The sequence below is a fragment of the Streptomyces sp. NPDC091682 genome (assembly GCF_044756625.1).
GTDB lineage: Bacteria > Actinomycetota > Actinomycetes > Streptomycetales > Streptomycetaceae > Streptomyces.
The window spans coordinates 366,482-381,773 of sequence record NZ_JBIVTH010000004.1 but is presented as its reverse complement, the minus strand read 5'-3'; the positions used below and the strand labels follow the sequence as shown (position 1 = coordinate 381,773).

Here is a 15,292-nt window from a genome sequence, read left to right as displayed (position 1 = left end):
CGGGTCAACTGGACCGATCAGACACCGATGTTGCGGCCGTCCTTGCGCCAGACGGACACGACCGCCGGGCGGACGATCTTGCCGGGGCCGTCGGGCCACACCGACTGCGGCTTCTCGACGGACGCGCCGTCGATCTCGCCCGGGTGCTGGACGGAGACCAGGACGCGCTTGTCCTGGATGAGCGGGCCGCAGGTCTCGGCGCCGCGCGGAACGGTCAGGAACTGCTTCAGCTCACCGCGGCGCTCACCGGCCGTCGCGACGCCGAACAGGCCGTCGTGGGAGCCGAGCTGGTTGCCGTCCGTGGAGATCCACAGGTTGCCGTGCGGGTCGAAGGCCACGTTGTCCGGGCACGAGATGGGGCTGACCTTGTCCTTGGGGAAGCCCGCGAAGTAGGTGGCCGGGTCGTTCGGGTCACCGGCGACCAGGAAGAGCCGCCAGGCGAAACCGTCGCCCGCCGGGTCGTCGAAGTTCTCGGCGAGCTCCAGGATCTGGCCGTGCTTGTTCAGGTTGCGCGGGTTGGCCTCGGTGGCGCCTTCCTTGCCCGGCTTGCCGCGGTCGGTGTTGTTGGTCAGTGCGATGTAGACGCGACCGGTGCGCGGGGAGGGCTCGACGTCCTCCGGACGGTCCATCTTCGTGGCGCCCACCTTGTCGGCGGCCTGCCGCGTGAAGACGTACACCTCCTCGGCGGTCATGCCCTCGACGTGCGACACGTTGCCGGTGGCCAACTTGATCCACACGCCGGAGCCGTCGAACTCGCCGTCGGAGGGCAGCTTGCCCGTGCCGTCGAACTCGGCGGCCGGGGAGTCACCGGTGAGCTTGGCGACGTAGAGGGTGCCCTCGTCGAGCAGCGTGAGGTTGTGCTCCTTCGCGGCGCGCGAATTGCCCTTCTTCATCCGCTTCGACGAGACGAACTTGTAGAAGTAGTCGAAGCGCTCGTCGTCGCCCATGTAGACGACCGGACGGCCGTCCTCGGTCAGGCGGGGCTGCGCGGCCTCGTGCTTGAAGCGGCCGAGCGCGGTGCGCTTGCGCGGCACCGAGTTCGGGTCGTACGGGTCCAGCTCGACGACCCAGCCGAAGCGGTGCGACTCGTTGGGCTCCTGCGCCACGTCGAAGCGCTTGTCGAACCGCTCCCACTTGCGCTCGGTGGCGCCGGCGGTCACGCCGTAACGCTTCAGGCGGGCGGCCTGGGTGGGCTCGGTGACCTGGCCGGCGTTGCCGAAGTACTGGTTGAAGTTCTCCTCGCCGTGGAGGGTGGTGCCCCACGGGGTGGTGCCGCCGGCGCAGTTGTTGAGCGTGCCGAGCACCTTGGTGCCGGTGGCGTCGACGGAGGTCTTCAGCAGGCTGCTGCCCGCGGCCGGACCCGTCAGCTTGAACTCGCTGGTGGCGGTCAGTCGGCGGTTGAGCTGGTGGCGGCTGATCGCGGTCAGCTTGCCGCTGCGGTGGTCCTCCTGGACGGCGACCACGGACAGGCCGTGCGCGGCCCAGGCGATCTCGACCTGCTCGCGGGTCGGGTTGGCCGGGTCGTACGCCTTGAACATGAGGTTCTCGTCCGTGTACTCGTGGTTGGCCACGAGCAGCTGCTGGCGCTCGTAGTCGCCGCCGAGCGGGAGGAGGCTCAGGAAGTCGTTGTTGTAGCCGAACTGACCGGCCTGCGCGGCGGCGGTCTGCTTGTCGGCGTTGAAGCCAGGGGCGCCCTTGACGATCGGGTCGCCCCAGCGGATCACCACGTTCTGCTCGTGGCCCTCGGGAACGGTGACCTTGTCGTCGGTGTTCGGCGCGACGGCCTTGAAGCGCAAGCCCCGGGCGGCCTCGCCGCCCTTGCCCGCGGCGGCCGCGGCGTCATCGGCCGCGGGGGTGGCGTTGGCGGTCTGCCCCGGGCCGCCGAACGCCACGGCGGAACCGGCCGCGGTGGCGACCGTCACGACGGCGGCGGAGCGCAGCATCGCGCGGCGGGAGTAGGCACGGGCTATGACGTCACCGACGTACTCGTTGTCGCTGGTGTTCGGCACCTCGTGGAAGCAGGCGTCGCCACAGCGGTAACGACAGGTGAGAGCGGACCGGCCGCTGCCATGCGGGTTGCCGATGAACGGCAGGAGCTTGCGCACGAGTGTCCTCCGAGTAGCTGCGTGGGCGCCGACAACGTGTCGGTACGATCCAGCCGCGACGCTAGGCCCGGGTTGCGCCGAAGCGGCGGCGCGGGGATGAACGCTCGGTGAACCCGGCACGTCGGAGCGGCAGTTCACGGAGCGTGTGCGGGTGGGTGGGTGCCGGGCGCCACGAAAGGCGCCCCTGCCGAAGATCCACCCCAGCGGCCGATAACCTTACGTGTCCACTCTGGGCAGGGATCATCCGCGCAGCACGGACAAATGACGCACGCACACATGCGAAAGGCCTGGCCCATGGGTATTCGGAGCTTGTTGCGCAAGGTATTCGGACGGTCCGCGGAATCCGTTCCGGAAACTACGGACACCCCTTCGGCCGCTGTCCCGAACCAGGCGGAACGGACCCCTCTGGACGTCGCCGCCGAACTGGTGGCGGCGTCCTTCGACAACCCCACGGTTCCGCCGCAGTCCGCCCCGCGCGACCGTGAACCGGGCACGGTCCTCACGGCCCCCGCCCAGGCGGCGGACCCCACGGTCCCGGAAGCCCGCCGCCCGTCGCCTCCGGCGGTCCAGCCGACCGCCGTTGCCGCGGAGCAGCCCGAAGCCGAAGCCGAGCCGGCCGCCGCCGATGCGGACCAGCCCGAGGCCGAGGCGCCGCAGGCACAGGCCGAGCCCGAGACCGAGGCCGAGCCGGCTGCTGCCGCCAAAGCGGAGCCCGCGGCCGCCGCCGAGGCCGAGCCCGAGACCACCCATGCTGCGGAGCAGCCCGAGGCGGATGCGCCGCAGGCGCAGACCGAGCCGGCCACCGCCGAACCCACCACGCCGCAGGCCGAGGCTGCCGCCTCTGCGGAGCAGCCCGAGGCCACCGCGCCGGAGGCGCAAGAGCCGGTCGCCGCTACCGAGCAGCCGGAGACCGAGGCGCCGCAGGCGCAGTCCGAGCCCGAGGCCGATCCGGCTGCCGCCGAGGCAGAGCCCGAGACCGCCCCCGCTGCGGAGCAGGCCCAGGCGGAGCCCGAAACCGCACCCGAGGCACAGGAGCCGGCCGCCGCCGAAGCCACCGCGCCCGAGGCAGACACCGACGCCGCGGACCAGCCCGAGGCCGAAGCGCCGCAGGCAGACGCGCAGGCCGAGCCGGCCGCCGCCGAGGCCACCGCGCCGCAGGCGCAGGAGCCGGCCACCGCCGCAGAGCAGCCCGAGGCAGACGCGCCGCAGGCCCAAGCCGAGGCCCCGGCCACCGCGCCGCAGGCGCAGGCCGAGTCCGAGGCCGAAGCGCAGGCCGAGCCGGCCGCCGCCGAAGCGCACCAGCCCGAGGCCGAAGCGCCGCAGGCAGACGCGCCGCAGGCAGACGCGGAGCCCGAAACCGCACCCGAGGCACAAGAGCCGGTCGCCGCCGAAGTCACCGCGCCCGAGGCGGACACCGATGCGGCGGAGCAGCCCGAGGCCGAAGCGCCGCAGGCACAGGCAGAGGCCGGCGTCGCTGCGAACACGGCCGCCGTCGTGCGGCGCCGGGCTCCTGAGGTCGCCGGCGCGTACAAGGCCGCCGGGCAGGTGCTCCGGGGCAAGGGGAAGACCGGGGCGCGGGCCAAGGTGTACCTCGTGCTGGACCGGTCCGGTTCGATGCGCGGGTTCTACAAGGACGGCAGCGCCCAGCACCTCGCCGACCACGCCCTCGCCCTCGCCGCGCACCTCGACGACGCGGCGACCGTGCACACCGTGTTCTTCTCCACGGAGCTGGACGGCACCGCCGACCTGACCCTCGACGGCCACGACGCCTCCTGGGTCGAGACCCGTCACGCCGAGCTCGGCCGGATGGGTCGCACCAGCTACCACGTGGCCGTCGAGGCCGTCCTGGAGCGCTACCAGAAGGACGGCGGCGAGGGCCCGGCCCTGGTCGTCTTCCAGACCGACGGCGCGCCCGACAACCGGCAGCCCGCCCGCCAGGCACTGGCCGACGCCGCCACCGCGGCTCCGGGCGTCCACTGGCAGTTCGTGGCCTTCGGCGACCACGACGCCAAGGCCTTCGACTTCCTGCGCAAGCTGGACGCCGAGAACGCCGGCTTCTTCCACGCCGGCCCCGCCCCCACCGAGCTGACCTCCGCCGCCCTGGTCAAGGGCATCCTGGAGCGGTTCTAGTACCGGCAGTACGAGCAGTACGGGCACGACACGAAGGCGGCGCCCCCCTCCGGCAAGGAGGGGGGCGCCGCCTTCGGCGTATCAGCGGACCGGGAGTCAGCCCCGCGGGGAACCGGCGTCCGGGGCGACCGCGTCGGAGACCGGCCGCTCCGCCGCCTTCGTCTCGACCGGCTTGCGCAGCGCGATGTTCAGCTCGCGCAGACGGGCCTCCTCCAGCACCGTCGGCGCGCCCATCATCAGGTCCTGCGCGTTGCCGTTCAGCGGGAAGGCGATCGTCTCGCGGATGTTCGGCTCGTCGGCCAGCAGCATCACGATGCGGTCCACGCCCGGGGCGATGCCACCGTGCGGCGGGGCGCCCAGGCGGAACGCGCGGAGCATGCCCGCGAACTCGCGCTCGACGGTCTCGGCCTCGTAACCGGCGATCTCGAAGGCCTTCAGCATGACCTCGGGCTCGTGGTTGCGGATGGCGCCGGAGGACAGCTCGATGCCGTTGCAGACGATGTCGTACTGCCAGGCCAGGATGTCCAGCGGGTCCTTCTCCAGCAGGTCCTTCATCCCGCCCTGCGGCATGGAGAAGGGGTTGTGGGAGAAGTCGATCTTGCCGGTCTCCTCGTCCTTCTCGTACATCGGGAAGTCGACGATCCAGCAGAACCGGAAGACGTTCTCCTCGAACTGGCCGGCACGCTTGGCCGCCTCGACGCGAACGCCCGACATGATCTTGGAGACCTCGTCGAAGTCACCCGCGCCGAAGAACACGGCGTGGCCGGGGACCAGGCCCAGGCGCTCGGTGAGGACCTTGAGGTTCTCCTCGGTGAGGAACTTGGCGATCGGGCCGGTCAGCGAACCGTCCTCGCCCACGCGCACCCAGGCCAGGCCCTTGGCGCCCAGCGAGATCGCGTACTCGCCGAGGCCGTCGAAGAACTTGCGCGGCTGCGCGGCGGTGTCCGGGACGGCCAGGGCACGCACGTGCTTGCCGGCGAACGCCTTGAACTCCGAGGCCTCGAACACGTCGGTGATGTCGACGAGCTCCAGCTTGGCGCGCAGGTCGGGCTTGTCGTTGCCGTACTTGAGCATCGACTCGCGGAACGGGATCCGCGGGAACGGCGAGGTGACCTCGCGGCCGCCGCCGAACTCGGTGAAGAGCTCGGTCATCAGGCGCTCGATCGGCTGGAAGACGTCCTCCTGCTCGACGAAGGACATCTCCACGTCGAGCTGGTAGAACTCGCCCGGCGAGCGGTCGGCGCGGGCGTCCTCGTCGCGGAAGCACGGCGCGATCTGGAAGTAGCGGTCGAAGCCGGAGATCATCAGCAGCTGCTTGAACTGCTGCGGCGCCTGCGGCAGGGCGTAGAACTTGCCCGGGTTCAGGCGGGACGGCACGACGAAGTCACGGGCGCCCTCGGGGGAGGTCGCGGTGAGGATCGGCGTCGCCATCTCGTTGAAGCCGAGGGCCACCATCTTCGAGCGGATCGACGCGATGACCGCCGAGCGCAGCATGATGTTGCGGTGCATGCGCTCGCGGCGCAGGTCGAGGAAGCGGTACTCCAGGCGCCGCTCCTCGTTCACCCCGTCGTCGGTGTTGATCGTGAACGGCAGCGGGGCGGCCGCGCCGAGCACCTCGACCGCGGAGACCTCGATCTCGATCTCGCCGGTCGGCAGCTCCGGGTTGACGTTGTCGGCGCCGCGGGAGACGACCTTGCCGTCGATGCGGACGACGGTCTCCTTCGTGACGCTGCTCAGCGCCTCGTTCGCCGCGGTGCCGGGCCGGGCGACCAGCTGCGTGATGCCGTAGTGGTCGCGCAGATCGATGAAGAGGATGCCGCCCAGGTCTCGACGGTTGTGCAGCCAGCCGCTCAGCCGGACGTCGGCGGCGACGTCAGAAGCGCGGAGCTCGCCGCAGGTGTGGGACCTGTACCGATGCATCAGTCATCCAGTTCTACGCGATACCAGGGTGGATTCAACCGTCCCAAGGTTACCGTCCGGGAAGGTGACGGGTCGGGCACTCCCTCCAGCCTGCGCAAATGCGTCCGGTGGTCCGGGCGAACAGGCACGTACCGGATATGACCTGTAAACATGGCCGGGTGCGCACCGAGGACGTTCTGGCCGCCATTGCGACCGGCCTGTGGCGATGGGACAACGCCTCCGGGACGGTCACCCTCGACGGTGAGGCCGCCCGGCTGCTCGGGCTGCCCGCCGAACCGGTGGTGCTGCCGGAGGCCGCCGTACGGTCCCGCTTCCACCCGGTGGACTGGAACGAGATCAACGGGATCGTGAACCTGGCCGTCGCCGAGGGCACCCTCGCCGAGGCCCGGCTGCGGATCATGGACGTCGACGGCCGGGTGCTGCGGACGGTGCGCAGCCGCACCAAACCGATGGCGAACGGGGCCCCAGGGGGGTCCCCCCGGACGGAGTCCGGGGGCGGGGCCACGGACTACGAGCTGATCGGAACCATCCAGGAGATCGCCGAGCCGCAGCCGGGCACCACGGCCGCCCACACCCCCATCACGGGGGACTGGCGGCGCTCCCGCGAGGCCTTCCTGCTGGACGCCGGGCGCGCGCTGGCGGAGGCGCGGTCCACGGCCGAGGTGCTGCGGGTCGCCGCCTCGCTGTCCATGCCCGGTTTCAGCCCGGACGGGCTGGCGGTCTTCGGCGTGGCCGGGGACCGGCTGTCGATCATCGGGCACCACGGGCACGATCCGGGGGGCGAGGGTCCGTTCTCCGACATGCCGCTGGAGACGAACTACCCGGCCGCGGAGGTCGTCCGTACCGGCCGGGCGATCTACCTGCCCACCCCCGAGGACTACAAGCGGCGCTTTCCGGCCGCCTGGCCGCTCGCCCAGCGCTTCGACCGGGTCTCCTGGGCCTTCCTACCGCTGATCGTGGCCGGTCGGACCATGGGCGCCTGGATGGCCGCCTTCAAGCACCCGGCGTCCTTCTCCCCCGACGAGCGGTCCGTCCTGACGACCGTGGCCCGGATGCTGGCCCAGGCGCTCCAGCGCGCCGTGGTGGCCGAATCCGAGCGGGAGCTCACCACCGGCCTACAGCGGTCGATGATGCCGCAGCTCGGCCCGGAGATCCCCGGCATGCGGATCGCGGCCCGCTACGTCCCGACGGGCGGCGGACTCCAGGTCGGCGGCGACTGGTACGACATGATCCCGCTGCCGTCGGGCAGGTTCGCGCTGGTCATCGGCGACGTGCAGGGCCACGACGTCCGGGCGGCCGGCCTGATGGGCCAGCTACGGATCGCCGTACGGGCGTACGCGTCCGAGGGCCACCGGCCGGACGCGGTGCTCTCGCGCGCCTCCCGCTTCCTGGCCGGGCTGTGCTCGTCGCCGGAGTCCGACCCTTACGGGGACGACGGCGGCCGGGACTCCGACTTCCTGAGCCCGCGCTTCGCGACCTGCCTGTACGTGGAGTGCGATCCGAGGACCGGCACGCTGGAGGTGGCCCGCGCCGGCCACCCCGATCCCGCGATCCGGATGGCCGACGGCACCGTCCTGATGCGCCCCACCGCGGGTGGGCTGCCCCTGGGGATCGTCCCCGACACCGACTACCCCACCACCCGGTTCACCCTGGAGCCCGGCGAGACGATGATGCTCTGCACCGACGGGCTCATCGAGACCGGCGGGCACGACCTCGACACCGGCTGGGCGCGACTGCGGGCGGTCCTGGAGTCCGACGCGCACGAGAACGCGCACGAGAACGCCTACGACGCGCCCGCACCCGGTGCGGGGACGGCCGCGGGCCGCGTCGCGCCCCCGCACCTCGAAAGACTGGCCGACCTGCTGGTCCAGGCCGTGCACGGGCCGTCCTCGCACCACACCACCGGCCCGCTCGCCGACCGCCGCGAGGACGACATAGCGGTCGTGCTGCTGTGCCGCGAGAGTGCGGACCGGGGCCCGGGCACCGCGCCGGCGCACCCGGCCCGGCCCGTGCGCCGCACCGTACTGACCGTGGCCCAGGTGGAACCCGAACGGATCGCGGGCGTGCGGCAGCAGATCCGCGAGCTGCTGCACGACTGGGCCGACCCCGACCAGGTGGACTCGGTGGTGCTGATGGTCTCCGAGATGGTGACGAACGTACTGACGCACACCGACGGCGACGCCCTGCTGGTCGCGGAGGCGGTCGGCGAGCTGGGCGCGCGCCGGCTGCGCATCGAGGTCGCGGACGGCAGCGACGAGCTCCCGCACAGGCGGCAGCCGGGGGAGCTGTCCTCCAGCGGCCGCGGGGTGCTGCTGATGGAGATGCTGGCAGACGCGTGGGGCGTGGATCCGCGGGGCGAGGGCAAGTCGATCTGGTTCGAACTGGACGAGCAGTCGAAGGCGGACGCCGACCCGGTGTTCTGACCTGGCGCCAGGGCGCGCCGGGGTGTGATGGGATGCAGCGGTGTCCGATCCCCTCCTGCCCGCGCCCGTACGGCGGCTCGCCGCCTGGTGCGGCGTCGTCCTGCTCGTCACCGCCGTCCTCGCCGTCGGCGTATGGCTGTGCACCGTCTTCGACGACGTCGTGACGCCCGTCCTGCTGGCCGTGCTCGGTACGGCCCTGCTCGGGCCGATGCACCGGCGCCTGGTCCGCATGGGGATGAACCGGTCGCTGGCCGCGGCCCTGACCTGCCTCGCCGTGGTCGCCGTCGTCGGCGGGGCCACGTACATCGTCGTCCTCGCACTGATCGAGACCGGTAGCGAGATCGTCGACGCGCTGCGCCGGGCCGGCCAGATGGTCGCCGAGCACTTCGGGGCGGTGGGCACCTCGCTGGAGGACATCGCCGCGAACTCCAAGGACCTGCTCGCGAAGTTCGGCGGGACGGCCGCCTCGGGCGTGGTCGCCGGGCTCAGCGTGGTGGGCTCGATGATCGCGATGGTGTTGCTGGCGCTGGTGCTGATCTTCTTCTTCCTGCGCGACTCCGACCGGGCCGTGGGAACCCTGCGCTCCGTCGTGCCGAGCCGCTCGGGCGATCTGATGGAGGCCATGGGGCGGCGCGCGTTCGAGGCCGTCGAGGGGTTCATGCGCGGGACCACCTTCGTGGCCCTGGTGGACGCCGTGCTGATCGGCGCGGGTCTGCTGGTCCTCGACGTGCCGGGTGCGCTGGGGCTGGCCGCCCTGGTCTTCGTGACGGCTTACATCCCCTACCTCGGGGCCATCCTGTCGGGTGCCGTGGCCGTGCTCGTGGCCTTCGCCGACCGGGGCTGGATCATCGGCCTGTGGGCGCTGGGCCTGGTCCTGCTGGTCCAGATGATCGAGGGCTACGTACTGCAGCCCGTGGTGCAGAGCCGCACCGTGCAGATGCACCCGGCCGTGGTGATGCTGGCCATCACCGCGGGCGCGAGCGTCGCCGGGATCCTGGGCATGCTCCTGGCGGTACCGATGACCGCCGCGGTCTTCGGGGTGATCTCGGAACTGCGGGCCCGGTACGCCGCCGATGCGGCTCCCGGGTCCTAGGTCCTGTCGGGCCGTGCAGGCGAACGCCGTTGTCAGACCTTCTTGTTAGCGTCGCGAACCTCGCGAGGTGCGCGAACCCCGCGCACCCGAAACGATCGAGGGCGGTCTTGATGAGCGGCACCGATGTGCGGCAGTTAGGCATCCACACCTACGACCAGTGGACGGCGATGTGGAACGGTGATCTGGACCTCGCCGCGAAGATCATGGCGCCGGAATTCGTCCTGCGGTATGCGCAGGCGGGCACCGAGGCCTTCGACGACGTCCGCACTCCGCAGCAGCTCGCCGACATCATCGCGGCCTGGCATCGAGAGCGCCGCGGGCTTCGCTTCGTGGCCGAGGGCGCGGCGGTCGTGGACCTCGCACTCGTCGACGGCGCACCGACCGGTCTGGTCGCCCGCCCCTATCTCGCTTCCTTCACGGGCGAAGGCGCCCGAACCGTCGCCAGGAGCGGCACCGACACCCTGCGGATCACCAACGGTTTGATCAGCGAGGTGTGGTCCGTCTCCTCCGGCTCCGCCGGCCGGACCTTTTACCGCTGATGCTGCGACCGCAACCCGGGGGTCCCCCGGACGGAGTCCGGGGGACGAGGTGCGGCGCCGGGCGTCGCGGGCCCGACGGAACGTGCCGACGGGGCCCGGCGGAGCTGCGGGTCAGTCCTGGTCCGCCGCGCCCGTGCCGCGGTGGCCGAGGCCGGTGCGCGCGGTGGTGGGGATGCGGCCCAGCCGGCCGGCCTGGAAGTCGTCGAAGGCCTGCTGCAGCTCGTGCTGGCTGTTCATCACGAACGGACCGTAGTGCGCCATCGGCTCCCGGATCGGACGTCCGCCGAGGAGCACGACCTCCAGGTCCGGGGCGTTGGAGTCCTGGGAGGCGTCCGCCCGCACCGTGAGCGAACCGCCCTCGCCGAAGACGGCCGTCTGCCCGGTCGCGACGGGCCGGCGGTCCTCGCCGACGGACCCGCGCCCGGCCATGACGTACGCCAGCGCGTTGAAGTCCTCGCGCCACGGCAGGGTGATCTGCGCGCCCGGCGAGACGGTCGCGTGGATCATCGTGATCGGGGTGTGGGTGATGCCCGGGCCCTGGTGACCGTCCAGCTCACCGGCGATGACGCGGAGCAGGGAGCCGCCGTCCGGGGTGGTCAGCAGCTGGACCTGACCGCCGCCGATGTCCTGGTAGCGCGGGGGCATCATCTTGTCGGAGGCCGGGAGGTTCACCCACAGCTGGAGGCCGTGGAACAGCCCGCCGGACACGACGAGGGACTCCGGCGGGGCCTCGATGTGCAGGAGGCCCGAACCGGCGGTCATCCACTGGGTGTCGCCGCCGTTGATGACTCCGCCGCCGCCGTTGCTGTCCTGGTGGACGAAGGTTCCGTCGATCAGGTACGTGACGGTCTCGAAGCCGCGGTGCGGGTGCCAGGGAGTACCTTTCGGCTCGCCCGGGGCGTACTCCACCTCGCCCATCTGGTCCATCATGATGAACGGGTCGAGGTACTGGTAGTTGATCCCAGCGAACGCGCGGCGCACCGGGAATCCCTCACCCTCGAACCCACCGGGAGCGGAGACGACGGCCAGCACCTTGCGCGGGACGGCGGCCTGGGGCTGGGCCACGCGCGGAAGGGTCAACGGGTTCTCAACAGTCACTGCGGGCATGGTCAGGACCTCCTTCTGCGTCGAGTTTAGTTGAAACTCGAACTTTCTGCCACACCCCACAGAACGGAGCGGGCCCCGAGGGTATTCCCCCGGGGCCCCAACGGTCCTGACCTGCGATTACGGCGAGACGATCACCGAGTTGATCGGCGTGAGGTTCACCGCCACCCACTGGTCGACAGGGATGTTGGTGCAGTTCCCCGTGCCGTTCCAGCCGGTGCACAGCTTGAACTTCCAGTTCTGCGTCTGATTGTTGAGTGCCCAGTGCCAGTTCAGCTGGTTGCTGAGGTTGTAGGTCCCCGCCCTGCTGAACCGCAGCGACGGCTGCACGCCCGCCGCGGGCGAGCCCTCCGGCCAGATGCACGCCTCACCCGAGCGGCACCCCTCGACCGTGTGGTCGGACGCCTGTGCCTGCCCTGCCGCCAGGACCCCCGTGCCCAGCGCCAGCGTCGCGGCGGCCGCCACCGCGGTGAGCGTCGTGCGGATCGTCGTACGAGCCATCTCTGCCTCCTCATGGATGGGGCGGGAGGGGCTCCCCCGTGGATCCCCCCGCTGCACCGATGCTCCGGGCGGACCGGGACGGGCCGCGATCCTTTCGGGCAGGGCCGAAGCGTGGCTTGGCCGGGGCTCAGCCGCCGCTGTGGAGCAGGTCCACGCCCAGGCCCGTCACCGAGTGCAGGACCGCCTTGCCGTCGCGCTCCGTGGTGATCAGGCCGGCCGCGCGCAGGGTGCGGGTGTGCTCGGAGGCCGAGGGGAGGCTGATGTCGAGGTCCCGGGCCAGCTCGCTGGTCGTGCGCTGCTCGATCAGCGACTGGAGCACCGCCGCCCGGGTCCGGCCCAGGAGGGCGTCCAGCGCCCCCTGCGCCGGGCCCGGGCCGATCAGGGGCAGCGGCGTCAGCGCCGGGTAGAGCAGCACGCACCTGCCGTCCGGGCCGTCCGGGCCCTCGGCGAGCAGCGGCCGGCCCGTCCAGAACGGCGAGGGCATCAGCAGCAGGCCGCGCCCGCCGAGGTGGACCTCGTAGTGCGGCGGCCCGTCCACCTCCAGCGCCGTGCCCGACCAGGCGGCCAGCGGATGCGTGCTCGCCAGGCACGCCTTGATGCCGTGGGCGGCCAGCAGCCGGCTGCGCCAGGCCACGTCCGCCCGGAAGGACTGCCGGATGCGCGGCCAGTGCGGGGCGACGACCACCTCGTGGGCGGACCGGAGCGCGCCGCCGAGCTGGTCCCACGCCCCGCGGTCCTGGGCCCACAGGGCACGCAGCCAGGACGCGGAGCCCGGAGCCCGGGCGGCGACGCGGTGCAGCTCGCCGGGGGTCAGGGACGGGCCGGCGTCGCGTACGACGGCCAGCCCCTCCTCAAGGGTGCGCGCGTACGGCTCGACGAACTGGGGGTTGTCGCCGTCGGGGCGCAGGAGGTCGAGGAGGAGGCGGGCCCGGCCCGGTAACTCCCTGCCGACACGGCTGCGCCAGCGCCCGAAGACCGCCTGTTCGTCGGTGCGCTGCCAGGCGACGATCGCCATGCCCAGCTCCACCAGCGGCAGCGGCTCGCTCGCGAAGGTGACGTTGAACAGGTCCTCCGCCGTGAAATGCACCCGCAGCACGCTCCGCCCCCCGTCAGGCGCCGGCCTTGACGCCTCCGGCTAGCCGTACATCCGGCGCATCGCGAAGTCGACCATCTGCTCGACCGCCTTCGCGTCGAAGACCATCCGGTGGTCGCCCTCCATGTCGAGGACGAAGCCGTACCCGGTCGGCAGCAGGTCGATCACCTCCGCGCCGGTGATCACGAAGTACTTGGACTCCTTGCCGGCGTACCGGCGCAGTTCCTTGAGCGTGGTGAACATGGGGATGACCGGGTGCTGCGTGTTGTGCAGCGCCAGGAATCCGGGGGTGTCGCCGCGCGGGCAGTAGACCTTCGAGGTGGCGAAGATCTGCTGGAAGTCCTCGGCGGAGAGGGAGCCCGTGGTGAAGGCCCGCACGGCGTCGGTGAGCGACGGCGGGGACGGCTCCGGGTACAGCGGCGGCGCCTGTTGCGCGTAGCCCTGCGGGGGCTGCTGCGCATACTGCTGCTGGGCACCCGGGTTCTGGTCATAGCCGTACATGGGCCGAAGCCTACCGAGCGCCTGCGGCAGTACCGGCCGGTACTAGCCAGTCCCCTACCCGGGCGGGCGCGGGGGACGGCCTCAGCCGGGTAGCTCCCCGGCCTTCAGCGCCCGCACAAACGGCCCCCACGCACCGGCGGTGACGACCAGGACGGGCCCCTGGGGCCGCTTCGAATCCCGGACGGGCACGACCCCGGCGAGGCCGTCGGCCACCTCGACACAGTTGCCACCGTCGCCGTTGCTGTAGCTGCTCTTGCGCCAGTTCGCGGCGCCGAACTCACTCCCGTTGCTTGCCATTCCGGTACTCCTCAGCAGCTTGCTCGATCATGGCGAGAGAGGCCTCGGGCGGCAGTGCGGCAGCCCTGAGCCGATGGTATGACCCTCGATACCTCTTCACGAGTGCCGGATCGTCCACGACCTGGCCGTGATACGGCCCCTCCGTATACGCGAGCGGCGGTTCGTCGTCGAACTCCATGAACATGAGCGGCAGCCCCAGAAAGGGCTGCATCGCAGAACTCCACAGCAAGACCTGTGGAACGATGCGGCGGCGCCTGGCCAGAGCAGCGATGCTCTCAAGTTGTTCGGCCATCTCGACGGGCGGCAACAGGGGCTGCCGCACAAGACATTCATGCAGAATCGTCCAGTATTCGGGGCTCTTCGGATCCTCGAACAGAGAGGCCCTCTGCATGCGGGCGCGGACCTTCGCGTCCACCTCCTCCGGCAGGTCCAACGGATGGGTGGAGTGGATGACCGCCCGCGCGTACGCCTCCGTCTGCAGCAGCCCGGGGATGAGCGCGTTGCTCCACTCCTCGATGACCCGTGCCCGCCGCTCCGCCTCCACAACCGGGGCCACGTACTCGGCGTGCGCGCCCCGCTTGGCCTTCCGTACGTCGTCACAGCGCCGCCAGAAGAATCCGTCGGTCGTCAGCACCTGGTCGACATGGCGCGCGAGATCTTCCGGCATCCGCCGCTGCGCCCGTTCGATCTCGCTCAAGTAGCTGGCCCCATAGAAGCTGCCCTCCACGACCTGCTGAAGCGTGAGGCCTGCCGCCTCCCGCCGCCAGCGAAGCTCCTTGCCGTAAAAGGCCGGCACGCTCGCCGAGCCGTCGATCTCTTTGCGTGGGGCCATCGCAGAGCCTGCCTTCCACACTCCGTGCTGTGGACCGGAAACCCTTCCCACGGTAGGCAACTGGGCGCCAGCCTGTGAGGACTTCGTCACACTCCGCCACGGAAGGGTTCGCCATGAGCGACCACGCCAACGACCGCGTAGCCATCGAGGCCCTCACCGCGCTACGCACCGCGCTCGCCGCGCACGGGATCACCCTGCCCTCGCTGGACCTGGACCTCCTCTCCTACGCCGGGCGCTACGACTCACCGCCCCTGATCACCCTCGGCAACTGCAACGCCGCCACCGCGCAGCGACTGGCCGACGCCCTGGCCGAGCGGTGAACGACCTCAGCGTCCGGCTGCTCGCCACCCCGCAGGCGGCCCCGACACTCCGGCACGCCGTGCGGGAGCACCTCGGCCCGGGATCCGGCGACGCGGAGCTCTGCGTCACCGAGCTGCTGGCCAACGTCATCCGCCACCTCGGCGAAGGCACCCCCGTCACCCTGCGCGTCACCGGGACCGGAAGGGCAGCCCGTACGCGGGTCGAGCTCACCGATCCCGCCCCGCGCGCGCAGCCCGTGCTGCGGCAGGCGGAGGAGGGCGCGGAGTCGGGGCGCGGCCTCGCCCTGCTCGACGCCGTGGCGCTGCGGTGGGGGGTCACCCGGGGCACCCGGACCAAGACGGTCTGGTGCGAGCTTTGACCCTGGTCACAGTCGGCCGATAAGGGTTGCCGTTATTACCGACGGGTAGCATCATTACGTTACCGATTGGTATGT

14 protein-coding genes are annotated in these 15,292 nt (G+C 71.5%); 6 read left to right on the top strand and 8 right to left on the bottom strand.

Going from position 1 to position 15,292, the window contains the following annotated elements:
• Positions 1–17: 17 nt before the first annotated feature.
• Positions 18–2,105, bottom strand: a complete 2,088-nt coding sequence (locus tag ACIQK6_RS12400) for a PhoX family protein (protein ID WP_402694752.1) — start codon at positions 2,103–2,105, stop codon at positions 18–20.
• Positions 2,106–2,399: 294 nt separating this feature from the next.
• Here ACIQK6_RS12400 and ACIQK6_RS12395 point away from each other — a divergent pair, with 294 nt between their 5' ends.
• Complete coding sequence (locus ACIQK6_RS12395; protein WP_402694751.1) at positions 2,400–4,235, top strand: VWA domain-containing protein; 1,836 nt, start codon at positions 2,400–2,402, stop codon at positions 4,233–4,235.
• Positions 4,236–4,331: 96 nt separating this feature from the next.
• Here ACIQK6_RS12395 and aspS read toward each other — a convergent pair whose 3' ends face one another.
• Entirely contained in the window at positions 4,332–6,155 is a 1,824-nt protein-coding gene (aspS, locus tag ACIQK6_RS12390; protein WP_329100086.1) for an aspartate--tRNA ligase, read from the bottom strand.
• Positions 6,156–6,313: 158 nt separating this feature from the next.
• Between aspS and ACIQK6_RS12385 the strand changes: the two genes are divergently transcribed.
• The 3 genes from ACIQK6_RS12385 (at position 6,314) to ACIQK6_RS12375 (ending at position 10,210) form a co-directional block, all read left to right on the top strand.
• A complete protein-coding gene (locus ACIQK6_RS12385; RefSeq protein ID WP_402694750.1) occupies positions 6,314–8,578 on the top strand; it encodes a SpoIIE family protein phosphatase in 2,265 nt (754 codons plus the stop codon).
• A gap of 40 nt (positions 8,579–8,618) precedes the next feature.
• Positions 8,619–9,671: an AI-2E family transporter gene (locus ACIQK6_RS12380; protein WP_329100088.1), complete on the top strand. Its 1,053-nt coding sequence runs from the start codon at positions 8,619–8,621 to the stop codon at positions 9,669–9,671.
• 110 nt (positions 9,672–9,781) lie between these two features.
• Complete coding sequence (locus ACIQK6_RS12375) at positions 9,782–10,210, top strand: nuclear transport factor 2 family protein (protein ID WP_329100089.1); 429 nt, start codon at positions 9,782–9,784, stop codon at positions 10,208–10,210.
• A gap of 111 nt (positions 10,211–10,321) precedes the next feature.
• Here ACIQK6_RS12375 and ACIQK6_RS12370 read toward each other — a convergent pair whose 3' ends face one another.
• The 6 genes from ACIQK6_RS12370 to ACIQK6_RS12345 form a co-directional block, all read right to left on the bottom strand.
• Positions 10,322–11,317, bottom strand: a complete 996-nt coding sequence (locus tag ACIQK6_RS12370; protein ID WP_329100090.1) for a pirin family protein — start codon at positions 11,315–11,317, stop codon at positions 10,322–10,324.
• Positions 11,318–11,434: 117 nt separating this feature from the next.
• Positions 11,435–11,815 carry a hypothetical protein gene (locus ACIQK6_RS12365; RefSeq protein ID WP_329100091.1) on the bottom strand — a complete coding sequence of 127 codons (381 nt, stop codon included), beginning with the start codon at positions 11,813–11,815 and terminating at the stop codon, positions 11,435–11,437.
• A gap of 127 nt (positions 11,816–11,942) precedes the next feature.
• On the bottom strand, positions 11,943–12,902 hold the full coding sequence (locus tag ACIQK6_RS12360; protein WP_402694749.1) for a helix-turn-helix domain-containing protein: 960 nt from the start codon (positions 12,900–12,902) through the stop codon (positions 11,943–11,945).
• Positions 12,903–12,950: 48 nt separating this feature from the next.
• Positions 12,951–13,409, bottom strand: coding sequence for an SseB family protein (locus tag ACIQK6_RS12355; protein WP_033215170.1), 459 nt, complete (start codon positions 13,407–13,409; stop codon positions 12,951–12,953).
• A gap of 81 nt (positions 13,410–13,490) precedes the next feature.
• Positions 13,491–13,706 carry a DUF397 domain-containing protein gene (locus ACIQK6_RS12350; RefSeq protein WP_329100093.1) on the bottom strand — a complete coding sequence of 72 codons (216 nt, stop codon included), beginning with the start codon at positions 13,704–13,706 and terminating at the stop codon, positions 13,491–13,493.
• Positions 13,687–14,538, bottom strand: a complete 852-nt coding sequence (locus ACIQK6_RS12345; RefSeq protein ID WP_329100094.1) for a helix-turn-helix transcriptional regulator — start codon at positions 14,536–14,538, stop codon at positions 13,687–13,689. Before ACIQK6_RS12345 ends, ACIQK6_RS12350 begins: the two co-directional genes overlap by 20 nt.
• Positions 14,539–14,651: 113 nt before the next feature.
• Between ACIQK6_RS12345 and ACIQK6_RS12340 the strand changes: the two genes are divergently transcribed.
• Both ACIQK6_RS12340 and ACIQK6_RS12335 read left to right on the top strand, forming a co-directional pair.
• Positions 14,652–14,858, top strand: a complete 207-nt coding sequence (locus tag ACIQK6_RS12340; protein WP_329100095.1) for a hypothetical protein — start codon at positions 14,652–14,654, stop codon at positions 14,856–14,858.
• Complete coding sequence (locus ACIQK6_RS12335) at positions 14,855–15,217, top strand: ATP-binding protein (RefSeq protein ID WP_329100096.1); 363 nt, start codon at positions 14,855–14,857, stop codon at positions 15,215–15,217. Before ACIQK6_RS12340 ends, ACIQK6_RS12335 begins: the two co-directional genes overlap by 4 nt.
• Positions 15,218–15,292 lie beyond the last annotated feature (75 nt).